Source organism: Prosthecobacter sp. GW821-HT29F12 (assembly GCF_058803405.1).
The window spans coordinates 3191286-3207435 of the sequence record NZ_CM179517.1; the positions used below are offsets into that span (position 1 = coordinate 3191286).

The 16150-nt window shown below is 58.3% G+C and carries 19 protein-coding genes; 11 read left to right on the top strand and 8 right to left on the bottom strand.

Going from position 1 to position 16150, the window contains the following annotated elements:
- Positions 1-78: 78 nt before the first annotated feature.
- Entirely contained in the window at positions 79-312 is a 234-nt protein-coding gene (locus AC3RLQ_RS13235; protein WP_493037784.1) for a hypothetical protein, read from the top strand.
- Positions 309-959: a DUF2971 domain-containing protein gene (locus AC3RLQ_RS13240; RefSeq protein WP_493037786.1), complete on the top strand. Its 651-nt coding sequence runs from the start codon at positions 309-311 to the stop codon at positions 957-959. Before AC3RLQ_RS13235 ends, AC3RLQ_RS13240 begins: the two co-directional genes overlap by 4 nt.
- 111 nt (positions 960-1070) lie before the next feature.
- Here AC3RLQ_RS13240 and AC3RLQ_RS13245 read toward each other — a convergent pair whose 3' ends face one another.
- The gene (locus AC3RLQ_RS13245) at positions 1071-1634 is read right to left on the bottom strand and encodes a cupin domain-containing protein (RefSeq protein WP_493037788.1); all 564 of its coding nucleotides are present in this window, start codon (positions 1632-1634) and stop codon (positions 1071-1073) included.
- Positions 1635-1865: 231 nt separating this feature from the next.
- Between AC3RLQ_RS13245 and rsmD the strand changes: the two genes are divergently transcribed.
- From rsmD to AC3RLQ_RS13260, 3 genes are all read left to right on the top strand, one after another.
- The gene (rsmD, locus tag AC3RLQ_RS13250) at positions 1866-2447 is read left to right on the top strand and encodes a 16S rRNA (guanine(966)-N(2))-methyltransferase RsmD (protein ID WP_493037790.1); all 582 of its coding nucleotides are present in this window, start codon (positions 1866-1868) and stop codon (positions 2445-2447) included.
- Complete coding sequence (locus AC3RLQ_RS13255) at positions 2428-3759, top strand: 3-deoxy-D-manno-octulosonic acid transferase (protein ID WP_493037792.1); 1332 nt, start codon at positions 2428-2430, stop codon at positions 3757-3759. The genes rsmD and AC3RLQ_RS13255 overlap by 20 nt, the downstream gene beginning before the upstream one ends.
- A gap of 111 nt (positions 3760-3870) precedes the next feature.
- Entirely contained in the window at positions 3871-4524 is a 654-nt protein-coding gene (locus AC3RLQ_RS13260; RefSeq protein ID WP_493037794.1) for a hypothetical protein, read from the top strand.
- A 20-nt stretch (positions 4525-4544) separates the two neighbouring features.
- Here the strand turns inward: AC3RLQ_RS13260 and AC3RLQ_RS13265 are convergent, their stop codons facing one another.
- Positions 4545-5456, bottom strand: coding sequence for a nucleotidyltransferase family protein (locus AC3RLQ_RS13265; protein WP_493037796.1), 912 nt, complete (start codon positions 5454-5456; stop codon positions 4545-4547).
- Positions 5457-5638: 182 nt separating this feature from the next.
- Here AC3RLQ_RS13265 and AC3RLQ_RS13270 point away from each other — a divergent pair, with 182 nt between their 5' ends.
- From AC3RLQ_RS13270 to AC3RLQ_RS13285, 4 genes are all read left to right on the top strand, one after another.
- Positions 5639-6343 carry a zinc ribbon domain-containing protein gene (locus tag AC3RLQ_RS13270; protein ID WP_422319812.1) on the top strand — a complete coding sequence of 235 codons (705 nt, stop codon included), beginning with the start codon at positions 5639-5641 and terminating at the stop codon, positions 6341-6343.
- Between the two features lie 180 nt (positions 6344-6523).
- Positions 6524-7969, top strand: coding sequence for a hypothetical protein (locus AC3RLQ_RS13275; RefSeq protein ID WP_493037798.1), 1446 nt, complete (start codon positions 6524-6526; stop codon positions 7967-7969).
- 4 nt (positions 7970-7973) lie between these two features.
- A complete protein-coding gene (locus AC3RLQ_RS13280) occupies positions 7974-8282 on the top strand; it encodes an AbrB/MazE/SpoVT family DNA-binding domain-containing protein (RefSeq protein WP_493037800.1) in 309 nt (102 codons plus the stop codon).
- On the top strand, positions 8279-8671 hold the full coding sequence (locus AC3RLQ_RS13285; RefSeq protein ID WP_422319815.1) for a type II toxin-antitoxin system VapC family toxin: 393 nt from the start codon (positions 8279-8281) through the stop codon (positions 8669-8671). Before AC3RLQ_RS13280 ends, AC3RLQ_RS13285 begins: the two co-directional genes overlap by 4 nt.
- Positions 8672-8724: 53 nt before the next feature.
- Here the strand turns inward: AC3RLQ_RS13285 and AC3RLQ_RS13290 are convergent, their stop codons facing one another.
- The 6 genes from AC3RLQ_RS13290 to AC3RLQ_RS13315 form a co-directional block, all read right to left on the bottom strand.
- Positions 8725-9243, bottom strand: a complete 519-nt coding sequence (locus AC3RLQ_RS13290; RefSeq protein ID WP_493037803.1) for a hypothetical protein — start codon at positions 9241-9243, stop codon at positions 8725-8727.
- Between the two features lie 97 nt (positions 9244-9340).
- A complete protein-coding gene (prmC, locus tag AC3RLQ_RS13295) occupies positions 9341-10201 on the bottom strand; it encodes a peptide chain release factor N(5)-glutamine methyltransferase (RefSeq protein WP_493037805.1) in 861 nt (286 codons plus the stop codon).
- 77 nt (positions 10202-10278) lie between these two features.
- Positions 10279-10854: a 5-formyltetrahydrofolate cyclo-ligase gene (locus AC3RLQ_RS13300; RefSeq protein ID WP_493037807.1), complete on the bottom strand. Its 576-nt coding sequence runs from the start codon at positions 10852-10854 to the stop codon at positions 10279-10281.
- A gap of 78 nt (positions 10855-10932) precedes the next feature.
- A complete protein-coding gene (locus AC3RLQ_RS13305) occupies positions 10933-12171 on the bottom strand; it encodes a dihydrolipoamide acetyltransferase family protein (protein ID WP_493037809.1) in 1239 nt (412 codons plus the stop codon).
- 30 nt (positions 12172-12201) lie between these two features.
- Positions 12202-13167, bottom strand: a complete 966-nt coding sequence (locus AC3RLQ_RS13310) for an alpha-ketoacid dehydrogenase subunit beta (RefSeq protein WP_397383299.1) — start codon at positions 13165-13167, stop codon at positions 12202-12204.
- Complete coding sequence (locus AC3RLQ_RS13315; protein ID WP_493037811.1) at positions 13164-14210, bottom strand: thiamine pyrophosphate-dependent dehydrogenase E1 component subunit alpha; 1047 nt, start codon at positions 14208-14210, stop codon at positions 13164-13166. Before AC3RLQ_RS13315 ends, AC3RLQ_RS13310 begins: the two co-directional genes overlap by 4 nt.
- A gap of 226 nt (positions 14211-14436) precedes the next feature.
- On the opposite strand from AC3RLQ_RS13315, the gene AC3RLQ_RS13320 reads away from it, so the two are divergent.
- Positions 14437-15000, top strand: a complete 564-nt coding sequence (locus AC3RLQ_RS13320; protein ID WP_493037813.1) for a hypothetical protein — start codon at positions 14437-14439, stop codon at positions 14998-15000.
- Positions 15001-15091: 91 nt separating this feature from the next.
- Positions 15092-16102, top strand: coding sequence for an ADP-glyceromanno-heptose 6-epimerase (gene rfaD, locus AC3RLQ_RS13325; protein ID WP_493037815.1), 1011 nt, complete (start codon positions 15092-15094; stop codon positions 16100-16102).
- The last annotated feature ends 48 nt before the right edge of the window (positions 16103-16150 follow it).

The window sequence follows — 16150 nt, forward strand, 5'->3', positions numbered from 1 at the left end:
CAAATAGGGTTCGCACCAACTATATAGTTCCTAATCTTAGCGTTTGACATTGAGAGTGGAGTTCCCCCTACATTCTCAATGCAGACACCAGCGCCAAGTATCATCTATAAATTCATCCCTTCAAAACCATCTTCCCAAAAGGAAGACTTCCTTGATAACCGCTGCCTAAGAGCCACGCCGCCAAGTGAATTAAATGATCCTTTTGAATGCCTGGGTTTTGTTAATAGAGAAAATCTAACTTTGAAGGCTTCTTTGCCAATCCAAGAAGAGATTCGCCGCATTAAGAATGAATCCATTTTGAATCCATTTTGAATCCGGCTAAAATTCAAAATTTGATTGACCGCCAGCTTGTTCGGCAAACTCTGCGCTGCGAACCGTACAACAAGGAAAACATTGAGGCGACCGAGCGTGCAATGGCTGAACAATTACTTCATTCCACAAGTCAGAAATTCGGAATGATTAGTTTTACTTCCGACTGGAAATACAGCTCAATGTGGGCGCATTATGCGAGCGAGCATCATGGCTATTGTGTTGGTTTCAGATCTGATCATGAGTTTTTTTCTGGTTCCAGAAAAGGACTGCAGAGACTAGATTGGGTTGAATACCGCTCTGATAAGATAAAAGTCGATTTCTCGACAGGCAAAGGAGCAGACAAATCGATCATGCTTCGAAAAGCTTCCGATTGGAAACATGAACGTGAGCTACGCCTCATTGTTACGTTCGAGGAGTTCTCAGGACTCAAAAAAATTGAGAGATTACCGCCAGAATTTCCTATCAACTTGTGTGCAATCCCTCAACGCGCCATTGCTGAGGTAATTGTCGGAGTTCGAGCCGACAAGGAGACGGCTCAGCGGGCTCAATCATTTGTGAGGATGACACCTGGCGTTAAGCTATACAAAGCCAAACTCTCCGTGAGAACCTTCGATTTGGAAAGGGATGAAGCACCCTTTCCTCCATGAGGAAAGTTTCAGACAACACCTGCCCTTCTCAGGCAAAGCCACCGAATTGTTCCCTGCCAGAAATTCGCCATAACTAATAAAGAGAGTGCATTCTCTACTCTTTTTGGCGCATCACGCCATGCTCAGCGTCTCCACGGCACTCTCAAAGTGGATCATGGCACCGTAGCAGCCCATGCCAGCCTTCGTCACGAGGCCTAACAGGTGACGCATTTTGCGCTTGAGGCGCCAGAAGAAGGAACGGGGGATGGTGCGGTGAATGGCGAACTTCTTCACGTATTTGGACACGGTCCATTTCGTGGTCAGGCCATCCGGAAAAAAGGCGGTGTCTCCGGCGCGCAGGGTGTGGACCTTTCGGCCCTCATTCTGTTCTTCGATCACCACTTCGCCTTCCAGGATCTGGATGATCTCATCCAGTCCAAACACCCATTTAAAGCTGCCCGCATGGCACTCCCAGACAGCGCAGGAAAGCGTTCTGTCCGGAGCAATCGCCAGGGTGGTGGCCCGGGCAATCGGGTTGCCTTCGAGGATCCAGTCGGGATTGATGGGGGAGGGCTGGAGATCTTGCTGATGGATGGAACCCGTCTGAATCAGGGGGAAGGTGCTGGCCTTTTGGTTCGCGGGGTGAGCTGGGACGCTGTCGTTGAACCCAAATGGTGAATGAAGAGCTTTTTCCATATTTTCCATCTTTAATGATAATAGCCAAATCACCTATTGTCGAGAAAACCCGTGTGGCGGAAGCCTGATTTGCTTGCTGGCCTGATTCTTTACTTAGGTTAAAGGCGAGCCTGCAAGCAGCCGGAGCACACGACGATTCGACGGCCCATGCCCTCGGGTGTTTTTCCATGGTCCATTCTTCCCGCCGCAGCCCCTTCTTGCATCCCTCCAGCCCACCGCTAAAGGAACGGGGTGCGTATCATTTCTGGCAGTGCAGGAGGGCTCGCTCTCGAAGTCCCCAAAACCGTCACTCGTCCCACGCAGGATCGGGTGAGGCAGGCTGTGTTCTCGATGCTGGGCGAACTCGTTCCGGGCGCGCATGTGCTCGATTTGTTTGCCGGCACAGGGGCCATCGGCCTGGAATGCCTGAGCCGGGGCGCGGCGTCGGCGGTGTTTGTGGATGAAAACAAAGGCGCCTGCGACGTCATCCGCCGGAACATTGCCAAGACGAAGCTCACAGGGGCCACGGTGCGCCACAGCGATGTCTTCCGCATGCTGCCGCTGCTGGAAAAAGACGGCAAGCAGTTCGATCTCATCTTCGCCGATCCGCCCTACACGCACTGCGATGAGGACACCGACTTCGTGGCCAAACTTCTGGCCGAAGAATCTCTGCCTGCGCTGCTGCACGCGGAGAGCCACCTCATTCTGGAAAGTCACCACTTCAACCGCGAAACGAAAAGCTGGCCCGGCTGGGAGGTGCTGACGGATCGCAATTACGGCTCCACCCGCATCGTCTGGCTGCGCAAACTTCCGCATGGCATCGAAAGCGCTTAGCCTCACTCTCTACAATCTGGCGCTGCCTCTGGGGCTCGTGCTGATGCTGCCGGGAGCCATCCGCAAGATGCGCCGCCGCAATGGCCGCTGGCAGGATCTCGCCCAGCGCTTCGGCTTCTTTCCCCGTGAGACCCAGGCCGCCATCAATGCCCTGCCCCAGCGCGAACGCTTCTGGGTGCATGCCGTGAGCGTGGGTGAAGTGGGGGTGGCGAGGAAGCTCATCACCCGATTGCTGAAAACTCACGCCAACCTCGGCATCGTGCTCAGCACGACGACGCCCACGGGATATGCGCTCGCTGAAGAGCTGGCGGCGCAGCATGCAGGCCGCGTGGTGGCCATCTACAGTCCTATTGATCTGCCGGGTGTGGGCCGTCTCATGCTGGAGCGCATTCAGCCCACGCAGTTGGTGCTCGTCGAAGCGGAAGTGTGGCCCAACCTCACGGCCTGCGCCTCACGCCTCGGCATTCCCATTTCACTGGTCAATGCGCGGCTTTCTCCGCGCAGCGAGCGCCGCTACCGCAAGTTCAGCTGGTTCATCGGGCCGATCTTTCGCATGCTGAAGCAGGTCCTGGTACAGGAGGCCGACGACGTCGCACGCTGGCAGGGCTTTGGAGTCGATGCGGAGCGCATCCATCTCACCGGCAGCATCAAATACGATCCCGAAGGTGCGATCGTGCCTGCCATCAAAATCGAGGAACTGCATGCAGTGCGCGCGCTGGCGGGCATTGCCGAGACGCAGCCCACGCTGCTCGCCGCCAGCACGCATGCGGGAGAGGAGATCGAACTCGCGCGCGTCTTCCTGCGTCTGCGCGAACAGGTGCGCAATCTCGCGCTGCTCATCGTGCCGCGCCATGTGGAGCGCCGTGCGGAAATCAGCGCTGAGTTGCAAAGCATCGGCATCTCCCCTGCCCTGCGCAGCGTGCCCAACTCACGCGTGAGTGCCAGTGCGCCCGTCTTGCTGATCGACACCACGGGCGAGCTCGCCGCGTGGCAGCATCTCGCCACGCTGGTGGTGGTCGGGAAGAGCTTCCTCGCTGAAGGCGGCCAAAACCCCGCCGAGGCCGCGCTGGCTCAAAAGCCGGTGCTCTTTGGTCCGCACATGGAAAACTTCACGCCGCTGGTGGATCTGCTGCTGAAGCACCAAGGCGCGCAGCAGGTCGCTGATTTTGCAGAGCTGGAATCCGCCTGCCGCACACTGCTGCAGGATCAATCCAAAGCAGCGCGCATGGCGCAGGCAGGCCATGATGCGCTGACGATTCACGAAGGCGCGACGGTGCGGAGCGTGGAGCGGTTGCTGGAAAAGCTTGAGTGACTTTGGGTCCTGAAAGTCCTTGATTCCAGGGCACAAATACAAATGGCCGCTGGTCTTCCCAACGTGGCATGTTGTATAGTCACAGCGACAAAATCTCGCAGCAAAAGCACCATGAATAACCTGAAATTGATCTTGGGGATTCTCTTTGCACTGATAGGTGGCATTGAATCGAGGGCCACGGACGAAGAAAGGGGGCATGCTCTGCTGAGATCCCAAGGATTGAAGCCTTTCGCCGAACTCACCAAAGATAAAAGTGATGGCATCTGCCGCATGGTTTGGCTTCGGGGTGAAAAAGAGACTGTCATCCTAGACTGTGACTTTTTGAAAAGATCGTTGGAAACGATTGTCGTTTCCAAATCCGGGACCACAAAGCACAAAAGGATGATCTCTGACTCTGATGCAGCCGTTTTGAAATTTTTCACCGGCCACATCGACCTTGAGAACGTGCCCACCGAAGATCCCTACGATGACGGACTGGATGGCGACAGTGTTTATATGGAAGTGCATTTTTCCGGTATCCACCGCGCCTTCTCCAGATGGGAACTGTTTCAATCCTACAAGCTTCCCGCCGCGGCTTCTTCGAATCCAGATCCGTTTGCCGCTTCAGAGAAGCCAGTTCCGGCATTTCAGCGAAAATCGACCGCCGAAGAAAATTTAACCTCTCTGGCAGTCTTGATGATTCAAATGAGCGATGCAGGGAAGCTTTTGCCTGTCGGCCAAAGCCCCCCACGCGGCATTCAACGCAATGTCAAACCCACGAATTGATTCTGCGTCTCTTTTGCCGATTAGCCCCACAGCGACTGCGGGTACTCTCCCGCATCAATCAGCGCGCGAATGCTGGCCACCACCTCCGCCTTGTCTTCTGGATAGGTGACGCCGAACCACTTGCCGGTGGTTTCCAGCACGCGCACATCGGCCTTACCAGCGGCGATGAGGGCATCGACTTGGGCGGGCACGTAACACTCGGATTTGAGCTCGGTGCCGCGCTCGGCAAGGAAGGCGGCGAAGGCGGCGCGCAGGTGCGCGAAGATGTCGGGCGTGAATCCGAAGAAGTTCATGGACACGACTTCATTGCCGGTGAGCGGCACGTAAGCGCCCTCCACCTCGCGGTTTTCCGCACCGGTGTCGCATTTGAAAATCTTGGTCATTTCCAAGACGGTGCTCAGCATTCCATTGGCGTCGCAGGTGCAGACGCCACGGGAGACGCTGCCGTGATCTGAGAGGGTGTTTTTCAGGTAGAAGCCCACCATGGACCAGTGGCTTTTGCCGTCCTGCGGACGAGGCTGGACGAGATCTGCGGCGATCTTTTTAAAGGCGTCCTGGCCGTAGAAGTCGTCGGCATTGATCATGAGGAAGGGCTCGTTCACCACCTTCTCGGCAGCGAGCAGCGCGTGCGCGGTGCCCCAGGGCTTGGTGCGGCCTTCCGGCACGGTGAACCCGGCAGGAAGATCGTGCAGATCCTGAAACGCGTAATCCACGGCGATGCGGCCTGCATACTTGGAGCCGATCTGGGTGCGGAAGAGCTCCTCAAAGTCACGGCGGATGACGAAGACCACCTTTCCGAAGCCGGCGCGGATCGCATCAAAGACGGAGTAATCCAGCACCACCTCGCCCGCAGGTCCCATCGCATCGAGTTGTTTGAGGCCGCCGTAACGGCTGCCCATGCCGGCAGCGAGGATGAGAAGAGTGGGTTTCACGAGGGAATGGATTGAGGGAGTGAAGGAAATGGAAGGGGTGTACCTTTTCGCCGGGTAAGGGTCTGGTCAAGCAGTTCGAAGTTCGAGGCGGCCCTCTTCGCGGGGCAAGTGGCCAAAACCCGCACCGAACCCGACAATAGAGAGCTTGTGCTCCTTCGCCGTTTCGGCTTACATCCATGCACATGCTTCAAGACATCACGAAACTCATTCAGCTTCAGGAACGTGACCAGCGCATTCGTGCCCTGCAGAAAGACCTCAAGGACATCCCCACGATGCAAACCCGGGCCAAAATGCAGCTCGCGGGAGATCAGGCCGCCGTGGATGCCGCGAATCTGGCCATGAAGGAAGTCGAGGTGAAGATCAAAAACATTCAGCTCGATGTCCAGACGCGCCAGACCTCCATCAAGCGTCTGCAGGACCAGCAGTTCGAGACGCGCAAGAACGACGAATTCGCCGCCCTCGGCCATGAAATCAAACGCTACGAGGCCGATGTGACCAAGCTGGAAGACGGCGAACTGGAGCAGATGGAAGCCCTCGAAGCCGCCAAGGAGAAGCTGAAGGAAGCTCAGGCCAAGCTGGCTGCCACCCAAGTCCGGGTGAACGAGGAACTGAAAAATCTGGAAGAACGGGGTGTGGGCGTGAAGAAGCGCCTCGACGATCTCAATGCCGAACGCGCCAAACTGGCCGAGCCGATCGATCCTGACGCCCTTGATCTTTACACCCGCATCTTCACCAAAAAAGGCGATGCCGCCATCGTGCCGATGGAAAACGCTATGTGCGGCGGCTGCCATATGAAGGTGGTCGTCGGGGTCATCCAGTCCCTGAAGCAGTCGGAGAAGCTCACGCAGTGTGAAGCCTGCGGACGTATTTTGTATCTGGTGGAGTAGGCTGGAATGATCAGGCTTTTCAACCTCGCCGACGCTGCCCCTCAGCGCCGGATTCATAGCGCGACGGCGTCAGTCGATGGTGGCGGAGCGGCATGATCGAGGATGAACAGGAAAACGAGATCGATTTCGCCACCTCTTGAATCCTTGACCGCATGAGCATTGAAAGGTCTTTTCCTCTCCATGACCTTCACCCTCGAGTCCTTTCAGTTCCACGTGCTGCCCATGCACACGCGGTTCCCGTTCAAGTACGGCATCGCCAGCATGAACGCGCTGCCTCACCTCTTCGTGACGGCGAACTTGGTCGTGGATGGCAAGGCGGTGAGCGGACTCGCGAGCGAGGGCCTGCCGCCGAAGTGGTTCACGAAGAATCCGGACACGCCCTTCGAGCTCGATCTCGCGGAGATGATCGCCGTCATTCAAAATGCCTCGCGCATCGCCCGGCTCGCCGCTGAGAAACCCACGGGCTTCTTCACTTGGTGGCAGAACTTGTACGCGGAACAAAGCAACTGGGCGAAGGTCAAAGAAGTCCCTTCCCTGCTCGCCAACTTGGGCGTGAGTTTGATCGAGCGCTCCGTGCTCGACGGCCTGTGCAAAGCCCTCGGTCAGCCCCTGCACGCCGTGCTGCGCTCGGATGTTCTCGGCATTGATCTCGGAGCCGTGCGTGAAGAACTGCGCGGCATGCGCGTGGCGGATGTCATCGCACCTGCTCCTCTGACGCATGTGAATGCACGCCACACCGTCGGCCTCGGCGATCCGCTCAGCGCCGCCGATGGCACCCTGGATGACGGACTGCCCTACACGCTGGAGGAAAACATCCGCGCCTACGGCCTGCGCTATTTCAAAATCAAAGTCTGCGGCAAGCCCGAAACCGACCTGCCACGCCTGCGCGAGATCACCCGCATCATCACTGCGAACTGCACCGCCGGCTTTCACGCCACGCTCGATGGCAACGAGCAGTTCTACGACCTCGCTTCTTTCCGCGAATTCTACGCGACGCTCAGCGCCGATGCTGCACTTGCGCCGCTCTTCCAAAACCTGCTCCTCATCGAGCAGCCGCTGCATCGTTCACAAGCCCTGAACGATGATGTGGCCGCGACCCTGCAATCATGGACCGAAGGCCCCGGCATGATCATTGATGAAAGCGACGGCTCCCTCGCCGATCTTCCCCGCGCCCTCGATCTCGGCTATCGCGGCACCAGTCACAAGAACTGCAAAGGCATCGTCAAAGGCCTCGCCAACGCCGCGCTGCTCAAGAAGCGCACCCCGCACATTCTCGGCGGCCCCATCCTCAGCGGCGAAGACCTCGCCAACGTCGGCCCCGTGGCTCTGCTGCAGGACCTCAGCGTCATGGCCCTGCTCGGTGTCACCCACGTGGAGCGCAACGGCCACCACTACTTCCGCGGCCTCAGCATGCACTCCCCCGCCACCCAGGATGCCGTACTCACCACCCACGCCGGATTGTACCAACGCCACGCCCAAGGCTTTGCGAGTTTGAACATCCAGAACGGCATGCTGGATCTGCAGAGCGTGAACGCCGCCCCCTTCGGTTGCGGCATCACGATCAATGTAACACAGTTCGAGCCGCTGAACGCGTGGATCAAGCGCGGTGGGATGGGGGAGCTGTGAGGGAATGCAAATTGACGAAATCACGGAAATCAGCGAGGTTCCTTACATGACTTATTCTTCCACTCTGACTTCCAAAAATCAGACGACGCTGCCCAAGGCTATCGCCACTCTGCTGGGAGCCAAGCCCTCGTCGATTCTAGCTTATGAAGTCCTGGAGGACGGCAAGGTTCTCCTCACGGCAAAGTCGGCAACCTTCAAAGATATCGCCGATACTTTTCCGAAGAAAAAACCGACCAATCCTGTCAGCATAGCGGACATGAAAAATGCGGTGCTCCAAGGTGCGGCCAAAAGCTTCAAGAAGTCGTCAAAATGACAGGGTTAGACACCAACGTGCTGGTGCGCTATCTCGCACAAGATGACGAAGCACAATTGCGGGCTGTGCTGACCCTGCTGCTGAAAAAGGGTGCGACCTTCTTCGTTCCAGATCTGGTGCTTATTGAGACCGACTGGGTGCTCAGCACAATCTACCAGTGGAGCGCGCAAGAGATCGCCGAGGCATTTGGCCGGTTGCTAACCGTTCACAATTTGATCTTTGAGGATGAAAGCAGAATTCGTGGTGCCTTGCGTGCAATTCGCCAGGGCGCGGATTTGTCAGACGAGCTCATCGTTGATCGTTGTCGCGAGATGGGGTGTAAAACCGTAGCAACTTTTGACAAAGGCATCACCAAACGACATCCGGGCTTTGCCGTGACTCCCAAATAAGCGCCTCGGTAAATTTCCATGAAGCAGCTCCACGGTCACGGCAGCGTGGAAACCTAACCTCCAAATTCGCACAATTCCCGTCCGGCTTCACTCGCCGCAGGAAAATGATCCTTCAACTGGCGGCGGTCTGCCTCCATAAAAGCACTGCCGCCTATCATCTGTACCAGGCGCAGACGCACGGACCGCCACAAGGACATTGACCCCGGCAGAATGGGGAGGCCCGTATTCCTGACGACGCCTACTGCGCGGTCATCCCACAAGGCGATCATCTTGTGATCTTTGCGATTGGTAATTTCCAGTTTCGGGAGTCCGTGACGAGTGCACCATTGATGAATTCTTTCCTCATCCTGAACGTTACCGGCACGAGCGGTGAAGATTTTGACGGTGCGGCCCGTTTGGATCCAATGCTGCACCCGCTTAAGCATCTGCGGTACGGGGTTGCCAATGCAATGCGGCGCAGCGCAGGGGGCAGCCATGGCCAAGGTGCCATCGAGATCCACTCCGATCCATCCCCTCCTGGGGTATTTCGGATATTGAAGCAGTTCTGGGTCAGGCCTTTGAATTTTCAGCATGCCCCGTACGATAACTTTATGTCATTTCATGCATGATGAATCTTGCTTCATTTGGGCCTAGCCAAATTCAAAGGCGCCTCAGTTACGCCACCACCCATCAAGGCACAGCTTCTGCAAGATGACTTGGAGGAGCCACCGCAAACACAAACCGGTGAATCCCCGCCAGATCTGCCGCTGTGCTTGCATTTAAATAGCCGAGCTCCGTGCAGCGTGTCGCCACCGGCGCACCCTGATCATGACCCACTTCCAGTGCGATGAGCGCCCCTGAGTTGAGATGCGGCAGTGCATCATTCAGAAAACGCTCCACGATTCGCAGGCCGTCAGGTCCGCCATCAAGAGCAAGGACGGGATCACGCTTCACCTCGATGCTGAGAGTGGGGATCTCGGCGCTGGGGATGTAGGGAAGATTGGCGACGATGACGTCGAAGCTGCCGGTGATCTTTTCGAAGAGATCGCTGCGCAGAAGTTTGACGTTGGCGCTGAGGCGCGAGGCATTGAGTCGGGCGAGATCGAGGGCGTCTTCGCTGATGTCAGCCAGGGTGACCTCGCTGAGAGGCCAGGCTTTGGACAAGCTGAGGCCGATGCAGCCGGAACCGGTGGCCATGTCGAGCACGCGAGCAGGTGCGGTGGCGCATTTTTTGAGCACGAGTTCGACAAGCGTTTCCGTTTCCGGACGAGGGATCAGGGCGCGGTGATCGCTCACAAATTCGTGGCCGCAGAATTCGACGGTACCAAGCAGATGCTGCAGCGGCTCCCCTTCCCCACGGCGGCGCAGCAGCTCGCGCAGCGTCACGAGATCCTCCTCCGCCACGGGCTCGCTGAAGCGCAGGTAGAGATCCAGCCGACGACAACCCAGGACGTGGGCCAGCAGATGCTCCATGTTCAGCCGGGCTTCGTCGATCTTGCGTTTCTCCAAGTAGGCGGTGCCGGAGCTGACGATTTCGAGAATGAGCTTCATGTGAGGAGAAATGACGAATGCCGAATGTAAAATGACGAATGGCTGAGACCAGAGTCACTCAACTGATCATCACTCATTCAAGATGCGGACGACTGGATCAAGCCGGATTCCGTGATGATTTGATGGATGTGCTGATCGTGAAACTCGACAGTGATGTGATCCACGATCTGGACATCAAAGGCGACAGCGATGCGCTCGGCACGGCATTGGGGATGAGCCAGCAGGCGGTCGTAGTAGCCGCCCCCACGCCCAAGTCGCTTCCCACCATGGGTGAAGGCGAGACCGGGAACGAGGATGACGTCGAGCTCAGCGATGTCGATGTGTGGGCATTGCGGATTCGGCTCCCAGACGTTCATCTGGCCGCGATGCAGATCCTCCACGGAGCGCACCTGCCGCGGCTGAAGCGCCTGATGTTCGATTTGGAAGAAGCAGGTGCGGACTCCTTGTGCGTGCAAGGCAGGCAGCAGATGCGTCACGAGATCAGGTTCGTTCTTGAGACCTCCAAAGAGCGCCACGGTGACACCGGCAGGCCAGGTGGCGGCGAGGTGCTTGAGGTGGGCAGCGATGTGCACACTCGCCTCACTGCGCGTGGCCTCATCCATGGCACGCAGTCGTTCCCGCATGACCTGGCGCAGCGTGGGTTTGTCGTGCATGGCGTTCGCGATTTGGAAGAATGGAACGCTTGGGAGCTTGCGGGGCACTGGCCGGCAGGCAGGAGTGCCTGTCGTACTTCAGAGCAGTTCGGGTTTCTGCAACAGTTCAGCCACGCGCTTGAGCAGGCGACCGGCGCCGCCACCATCGAGCACGCGATGGTCAAAGCTCAGCGTCAGTTCGGCTTCGGTGACGGGAATGAACATGTTCACTTCCTCACTCCAGTGCGGGACTTTGCTGCCGGCCCCAAGGCCAAGGACGAGATTCTGCTCGGGCAGCGGGATGGGAGTGGCCCACACAATGCCGAAGGTGCCGAAATTGGTCACGGTGGCGATGCCGGGACGCTTCACATCATTTGGAAGGCGGCGCGCACGGGCCTGCTCGACGAGCTTGTTGTATGTAGGCACCAGTTTGACGAGCGGAGTCTTTTCCACTTCACGCAGGGTGGGCACCATGACGCCGTCATCGACTTCCACGGCGAAGCCGATATCGATGGCCAGCGGATGCACGATGCGATTGCCCACCAAGCGTCCTGCGAAAGCGGTGTTTTCAGCCAGCGCCAAAGCGAGGGCGCGAATGACGTAGAGCGCGGGGCCGGGCTTGGGATCGGTCTTTTTGCGATGCGCGAGCATGGCATCCAGCATGATGGGACTGCCCACGGTGGCGAGCGGCCGCGTCCAGCTGCGGCGCATGGAATCCGCCACGGCGATGCGCATGGGTGAAGCGGGCGTCATGCGGTGCTGCTCCAGCGCGCGCAGGAAGGCTTCGAAATCTTCGACGGTCACACGGCCACCTGCACCGGTGCCGGGAACACCCGCGAGGTCGGAGGCGTTCAGGCCCAGTTCCAGCATGCGGGCACGCATGCGTGGGGAAATGTAGCTCGCACCCGTGGCGCCAGCGGGCACCGGCAGGCCGCCGACGACGGGCTCGACAGTGGGCTGGCGTGTGGAGATGACGTCGTTGTCGCTGATCTTGAAGTGCAGGTTTTCGACTTCTTCTGAACCCGTGCGGGAGGAGCTCTGAGTTGAGGCTGCAGGCTTGGGCTCATCCGTCAAACCCAGCGACAATGCATCTTCCTGCGTGATCTCAAAAGCGGCCAGCGTGGAGCCGACGGCGTAGCTGGTCTGCGTGGTGGCCACGATCTGGCCAATGGTGCCGGCGCAGGGGGCGGTGACGGCCATGGTGGCCTTGTTTGTCTCGACTTCAAAGAGATCACAGCCTGCCTCAACCACACGACCGGGCTCGACCAAAATACGAATGATGGTGGCTTCGGCGATGGACTCGCCAAGCTGAGGCATCAAGATGGGAATGGTGCGCATGACGGAATGCTGAAAAACGGGGAGGCAGATTTAATTACGCAGCAAACGCCGAAGAGCGGCCGCGATGGTGGAGGTGGTGGGACGATGCGACTTCCAGAGATTCGGATGATACGGGATCGGCGTGTCCTTGGAGTTCAGCCGCATCGGTGGCGCGTCCAGCAGATGGAAGCCATCCGTGGTGACGCGCGCGATGATTTCCGCCGTGACGCCGCCCCAGGGGAATGCCTCGCCAAGGGCCAGCAGACGCCCGGTGCGGGCGACGGAGGCCAGGATCGTATCCGTATCCATGGGCTTCACGGAGCGGAGATCGACGACTTCGATCTGATAACCATCAAGCTGGAGCTCCTCTGCGGCGCGCAGGGCTTCATGCACCATGGCGCTGTACGTCACAATGGTGGCGTGGCGGCCCGGGCGTGCGATGCGCGCTTTGCCGATAGGCAGCTCGCGGTCGCCGATCTGGTCGGCCTTGAGATGGTAGTAGAGGAACTTGTGTTCGCAGAAGATGACGGGGTCGTTCAGCTTCACGCTGTCCAGCAGCATCCAGTAGGCATCTTCCACAGTGGCAGGCGTAACGATCACCAGGCCGGGATAGTGCGCGTAGATGGCCTCCATGGACTGACTGTGAAACGGGCCGCTGCCAGCCGTGCCGCCAGAGGGCAGGCGGATGGTGATGGGGCACGGCACGTTCGTCCGCCAGTAGAGTGTGGCCGCCTGATTGACGATCTGATTGAAGCCGATGGAAGAGAAATCGGCGAACTGCATCTCAATGATGGGCCGCGCACCCTCCACCGCCGCGCCTATGGCCATGCCGACCATCGCGTCTTCGCTGATGGGGGCATCGAAAACGCGGTTCGGAAATTCCTTGCTGAGGTTCTTCGTGGCTTTGAATGCGCCGCCGAAGGTGGCGATGTCCTGCCCATAGAGAAACACCGATGGGTCGTCGCGCAGGGCCTCATACTGGGCCTCTCGAATGGCTTCGAGGTAAGTGATGCTCATGCTTCGTGCTGTCCCTCCACAAGCTCAGCGCAGGACAGGGCCTGCCAGTTTTCTTTGAAGGGATCAGGAGCTGGTTCTTTGGACACTTTGGAAACGGTTTGGTCGACGTTGCGGCGCACCTCTTCATTGAGCTCGCGCAGATCGGCGGAGGACATCCAGCCGCGATCACGGGCGAAATCTTCGGCCACCTGCAGGCAGTCTCGTGCGGAGGGCCCCTGCCGCTTGGTATCAGGAATATAGGAGGCGTCATCGTGCTCGCCATGCCCGGCCAGGCGTAGCAGCGTGCCCACGATCATCTGCGGTCCGCCACCTGCGCGTGCTCTGTCAACCGCAGCCCGGAAGGCTTTCAAACAGGAGGCGAGATCCGTGGCGTCCACCGTCACGCCTTCGATGCCGTATCCCGCCGCACGATCCACCAGATTTTCACAGGCATACTGGCGGGTGTTTGGCGTGGAGTAGGCGTACTGATTGTTCGCGATGCTGACGATGATGGGCAGCTTTTCCACCGCCGCCATGTTTAGACCTTCATGGAAGGCCCCGGTGGAGGTGCCGCCATCGCCAATGCTGGTGGCCCCGATGCTGTCGGCCAAAGTTCCGGCCATACGCCGGGCGAAGAGCCCGCCAGCCACGACTGAAAGCAGGCTGCCAAGGTGGCTGATCATGGCCAGATGCCCCTCTTTCGGACGGCCACGGTGAATGTTGCCATCCCGGCCGCGCATGGGGCCGGTGACCGCCCCCAGATAGGTGCGGACGCAGTCGATGATCGGCTCTCCAAAGGCAACGCGGCCTGCTTGGTCACGGATCAGGGGGCCGTAAATGTCCTGGCCCTTCCGAAGTTGGACGCCCAGTGCGGCACTGAAAGCCTCCTGGCCTTTGCCCAAGTAGACCCCGCCGACGATACGACCGCCCGCCCGATAGAGCGAACCAAGCTTTTCTTCCAGCACCCGGGACAGCAACATGTGCTGGTAGGTGAGGAGAAATTGATCGCGAAAATCGGCTGTCAGGTCGGTTTCGACGCAGTTAATCGGTGAAGCTAGTGCCACGAGGTATATTTGGTATCAAGCGCAACAGTTTCGTCAATAGCGTCGCGGCAAGGAATCCGCTACTTTGACAGAAATTTTAACGCATGTGGCATCGGTTCAGCTCTCCTCTGTGGCTGTTAGTTTTTAAGATTTTGAGTGACAAAAGTAAGGCATTTGAATAAAATACTTTGAAATTTCAATAACTGAGTGCAATTTTAATAAACTAATCCTAATTTTTTAGAATTCCATGGAATCACTCATCGCCACTGCTGCTGCTGATCCCGCATTCTCAGGCTTCCAGCTTCAAAGCTATGGAAGCTTGGTGCTGCCGGATCATCCCATCCGCTTTGGATTTCAGGTGGATATCGTCCCTGACAACTGCCCCACGAGCATTCTGTTCGGTCTCGTCAGCCGGGATCCCGTCAATGGTGGCCATGCCGCCAAGACCACAGGTTTTGCCGTTCGTGTGGATCTGGAAATGCGTGAAGTTTGGGATGCCCTGAACAGCAGCGGGCTCGTCGGCTGGGTGGAGCACCCCAAGGGACTCGCCGGTTTCACGGACGAAGAACCCCTGCTTCTAGGATGGGAAATCGAATATCATGGCAATGCCTTGATCCCCAAGCTTGTAGTTGCGGATCAGCAGTGGCTGTACCCTGCCATCCAATGCCCGCATCCCATGGTCATGGAAACGGTGATCGGCTGGGAAGGCGAATGGGAGCGTGACCCGCGGGCCACCTTCCTGCATCCGGCCCTCTGGCGTGAGCAGCTCCCCATGCACTCCGCTCAGCAGCCCGAGGCCATGGCGGCTTAGGCCGTTCATTTTCAAAGGGAACTTTCGGAGAACCAGGCAAACTCAAGCTCCGGCTTGAATCCCGGCGTTTTTCCCGTTACCAGACGGGCTCATGAAAAACACGGAAAGTCGCATCCTCATCACCGGCGGAGCCGGATTCATCGGCAGCGCCCTCGTCTGGGAGCTCAACCGCCGGGGCTGCGAAAACATCGTCGTCTGCGACCGCCTGAGCACCGACGAGAAGTGGAAAAACCTCGTCCCCCTCAAATTTGCCGACTACATCGACGGCAACGACCTCCTGCAGGCCGTGCTGCACAGCCCCGGCAAGCTGGGGCATTTTGACCACGTCCTCCACCTCGGTGCCTGCTCTGCCACCACCGAACGCGACGCGGACTACCTGATGCGGAACAACTACGAGTTCACCAAGCAGCTCTGCCAATGGTCGCTCGCCAATCAGACCCGCTTTGTCTATGCCTCCTCCGCCGCCACCTACGGGGACGGCGCCCACGGCATGGACGACCAGATGCCCGACATCCATGCCCTGCGCCCGCTGAACATGTACGGCTACTCCAAGCACCTCTTCGACCTCCACGCCCGGCGCGAAGGCTGGCTGCCGAACATCGTCGGCCTCAAGTATTTCAACGTCTACGGCCCCAACGAAGACCACAAGGCCGACATGCGCAGCCTCGTGCACAAAGCCTGCGGCCAGATCCTCGCCACCGGCAAAGTTCAGCTCTTCAAATCCCACCGCCCCGACTACAAGGACGGCGAGCAGATGCGCGACTTCCTCTACGTGAAGGACGCCATCCGCATGACCCTCCACCTCGCCGAAACCCCAAGCGCCGGCGGCCTCTTCAATCTCGGCTCCGGCAAAGCCCACACCTGGGTCGAACTCGCCACCGCCATCTTCACCGCTCTGGGCAAAGAGCCGAACATCGAGTTCATCGACATGCCCGAGCACCTGCAGTCCAAGTACCAGTACTACACCTGCGCGGACATCACCAAACTGCGTGGCTCAGGGTTCAAGACCGAGATCACCCCGCTGGCCGAAGCCGTGCGGGATTATGTGCAGGGCTACCTCGTGCCTGATAAGAGGCTGGGGGATGAGGTGGTGGGTGGGTGAAGTGGTTAGCGACTAAGCTGGGTCATAACTTAGTGAGAATGTCGAATC